The organism is Campylobacter ureolyticus, from assembly GCF_027277485.1.
Lineage (GTDB): Bacteria > Campylobacterota > Campylobacteria > Campylobacterales > Campylobacteraceae > Campylobacter_B > Campylobacter_B ureolyticus_B.
In genome coordinates this window covers 1-3785 of sequence record NZ_JAPXGQ010000027.1, presented here as the reverse complement: position 1 = coordinate 3785, position 3785 = coordinate 1, and the positions used below count along the sequence as shown (strand labels likewise).

At 33.3% G+C, this 3785-nt stretch carries 3 protein-coding genes; all 3 read left to right on the top strand.

Annotated features, from left to right (window positions below; all coding sequences use genetic code 11):
- The first annotated feature begins 397 nt into the window (after positions 1 to 397).
- The 3 genes from O6B72_RS09220 (at position 398) to O6B72_RS09210 (ending at position 3656) form a co-directional block, all read left to right on the top strand.
- Positions 398 to 706, top strand: coding sequence for a plasmid mobilization protein (locus O6B72_RS09220; protein WP_269492978.1), 309 nt, complete (start codon positions 398 to 400; stop codon positions 704 to 706).
- A complete protein-coding gene (locus O6B72_RS09215; protein WP_332112750.1) occupies positions 703 to 2316 on the top strand; it encodes a relaxase/mobilization nuclease domain-containing protein in 1614 nt (537 codons plus the stop codon). Before O6B72_RS09220 ends, O6B72_RS09215 begins: the two co-directional genes overlap by 4 nt.
- 284 nt (positions 2317 to 2600) lie before the next feature.
- On the top strand, positions 2601 to 3656 hold the full coding sequence (locus tag O6B72_RS09210; protein WP_269492977.1) for a replication initiation protein: 1056 nt from the start codon (positions 2601 to 2603) through the stop codon (positions 3654 to 3656).
- Positions 3657 to 3785: the final 129 nt, after the last annotated feature.

Sequence of the window (3785 nt, the reverse complement as noted above, 5' to 3'; positions counted from 1 at the left end):
AAAGTAGATTTTTATCCCCTATAAAGTAGATTTTTATCGTCTAAGTAGATTTTTATCGTCTATAAAGTAGATTTTTATCGTCTATAAAACATACCAAAAAGTAGATTTTTATCGTCTATAAAGTAGATTTTTATCGTCTATAACAAAATTTAGCCCCTCTCTAAGTCCATTAAAATGGTGCTTTGCAAAGGGTCAAATTTCCTATAAAAGGTTAAAAAGTTAAATTTAAAAAGAAGTTAAAAGGAAAACGCTCCAAAAAATCAAAAATTATGCTAAAATTTAAAATCATAGGGCGAGGTTACTCTTTGTCTGACACTTCGTTTAGACAAGAGAACTCGCAAGGGGAAAATTCCCCTTTGAACCCCTTAGCCAATCCATTATTTTTACAGGAGTGTAAATGAAATCTTATAAAAGCATAAGAAAAACAATTCGTTTTACAGATGATGAGTTTTCTACCATTAAAGAAAAAATGGATTTAGGTAATTATTCTAACTTTACAGAATTTGCACTTCACTCAATGATTAATAAAAAACCAAGTAAAGCTAAGTCAATAAATAAAGAGTATTTATTAGAGCTTAATAGGATAGGCAATAATCTAAATCAGCTTACTAGAAAACTCAATAAAGGGGATAGACTGAATAATTTAGGTTTATCAGCGATTATTGATATTAGAGATAGCATTAACTCACTAAAAGAAAAGATATGATTGTAAAGTTTTTTAATACTAAAAAAGGGGGTGGAAATAGTGCTATTGATTATCTTTTAGATAAGAGAGTGGAACAAGGCACGAGCAGGATTTTACAGGGCGACGAGCAATTAACAAGAGATATAATTAAGAATATGAGCCAAAAGCATAAGACTTGCGTTGGCGTGTTAAGCTTTGAAGAGAAAGACATCGACGAGCAGTTAAAATTTAAGCTTATGGCGGACTTTGAAAAAGCGTTGATGACCGATGAAGCACAGGGCAGATATAATATTTTGTGGGTAGAACATAACGACAAGGGGCGGTTAGAGTTAAATTTCGTAATCCCTAAAATAGACCTACAAACAAAAAAGGCTTTAAACCCTTACTATCACAACGCAGATTTAAGCCGTATAGCATCGTGGCAAGATATTAAAAACATAGAGTATAACTTTAAAAATCCAAAAGACCCAAGCAAAGAGCAGACCATACAAGGCAGTAAAAAGCAAGTAGAAATTTATAAGGATTATGAGAAGCTAGACAACTTTTTACAGCAAGAAGTAAAAAATGGCACATTACAGAGCCGAGCCGAGATTATTAAATTACTACAAGATAACGGCGTAGAAGTTACAAGACAGGGCAAAGACTATTTAAGCATAAAATTACCAGACAACACCAAAGCAAAAAGATTTAAAGGGGGTATTTATAGCGATGAATTCCGAAGCATTGAAAGCATTAGAACAATCGGCGATGAACAAAAAGAGAGAGAACGAGAATTTAGTCAAAGAGATAATACGGCGGAACTTGAACGACTTAGAAATCAGTTTGAACGAGCATACAACGCAAAATCTAAATACTATAAGCGAGAATTTGAGAAAAGAGACCGACAGCATAAAAACAGATATGACAATTATCACACAGGAATTGATGAATTTAAAGCGAACGAACACAAAGCTGATAATTTCATTGATAATTCTATTTCTAGTGATTTTAGCCCTATCTCTGAAACTTCTAGGAGTGATATAGATGACAGCGTTAGAAATCGAATTGATGAAAGAGCTAGACAGCTTAGAGAACGAGAACAAGAAGCTATTAGAACAGCTAAAAGAACAAGAGCAGATTATAAACCAACTCAAAAAGAGCCAATACGACTTAACGAGAGAGAATACGCTTTACTTGCAGACAATAGAAAACAGCAACAAGAGCCTATCATCGATGAAAACTACATTAGAGAGCGAGAGAAACGAAAACGAGAAGCTATTAAACGAATTAGAGAGCTTAGGGAAGCAAGAGAGCGACAAAGAAATACAGAGCTTGAAGCAAGTATTAAACCAAGCTTTGAACGATTACGAGAAGTTAGAAAAGGCATTAAGCAGCAGCACGAACGACATACAATCTTTGCAGACATTTTTCGACAATCAGAAGCAAGTTTTAGAAAACACATTACAGGGCGAATACAAGAATTTGGACGACAATTTCAAAGGAATATTACAGAGTTTGGAGAGACACTTCGAGAACAGGGCAAACGAAGTATTAAAAGCGGTATCGATGAAGTTAGAGCGTTCATAAACAAGCATAAAAGAGAGCTTGAAAGGGTCTTGGAAAGGGAAAGACAAAGGCATAGAAGTAGGTAAGTTATAGATGATAAAAATCAAATTGTATTATTTATAAACGATATAATTGATTTCTTATCGCTAAAATAGTATAATAAAAAAGCCCCAAAGCTTTGCAGAGCTAAGGGGCAAATACTGTCAAAAGGGGGCTGATATGCGAAAGCATACTAAGCACCTACTGCTGAAATTATACCTAAATTTTAGGCTTTTTAAGCTTAAAGTGGAAGTTGAGATTAGGAAGTAGGCAAGAACGGGGGCGAAAGTCCCCGCCCTTTGGCAGTATAAAGCAATCAAAAGGGGATAAAATGGCTAAACTATCAGTCTATTACGATAATAAGATGAACCTATTAGCATTTAAAAACCTTGACAAAGTAGAAGCTAATTTATTTTTTAGCATAGTGGCAAGGTTTAATGACAAGGGAGCGGAAAAGCTCAAATTAAATTTTAGTGAGATAGCAGAGTTTATATCAGATAATAAATACACTAGCAAAGAATTATCAAAATTAATAAATGATGGCGTTGGTAAGGTAGTTCAATCGGCTATAAAATGGGAGATGACACCTACAAAAACCGCTTATTTTACCCTTTTTAATGAGTTCTTAGTTGATGATGAAAATAAGACCCTAGAAGCAAGTATTAACAGCAGATTTTTATTTATGCTAAATAATTTTAAAGACGGAAAATTTACAATGCTAGAATTAGCAGAGTTTAGCAGTCTTTCAAGCAAATACACACAAACTCTTTACAGGCTTTTAAAACAGTTTAGATTTACAGGCTTTAGGTCTATAAAATGGGCTGAGTTTATAGAGATTATGGATATACCGACAAGTTACAGAATGTTTGATATTGAACGCCAAATTCTAAAACCAGCTATCGCAGAGCTTACACAGGAAGCCGACATTTTTAACCAAAACAACCCAATTTTTAAAAAATTAACCTATAAAAAAATAAGGGGAACAGGCAGGGGGCGACCAGTTGAGAGAATAGAATTTTATTTTATGCCTGAAACCGACGAACCAAAAGAGCAAAAGAAAAACGAAAAAGCATTACAATACATAGCACAAGACATTAAAAAAGAACAAATGCTAAAAGAGTTAAAGCGAAGTAACCAGGAACAACCTAAAAAAATCGACCCCTTTACAGGAAAAGAAATAACAGGCTTAGAACCTTACAGGCTTAGAAATATGCGATTTAAAAATAAATTTGGCGAATATGACATACTGAAAATTCAAAAAATAGAACAAGAGCCAAACGGAAAAATAATTATAAGTGTAAAAAATGTAGATGACAATCATATAAGCACGATGAAATTTGACAGCCTAAAACACTTTGAAAACACATTTAATTTACACCAAATGTAGCCAAAGTAGATTTTTATCCCCTATAAAGTAGATTTTTATCGTCTAAGTAGATTTTTATCGTCTATAAAGTAGATTTTTATCGTCTATAAAACATACCAAAAAGTAGATTTTTATCGTCTATAAAGTAGA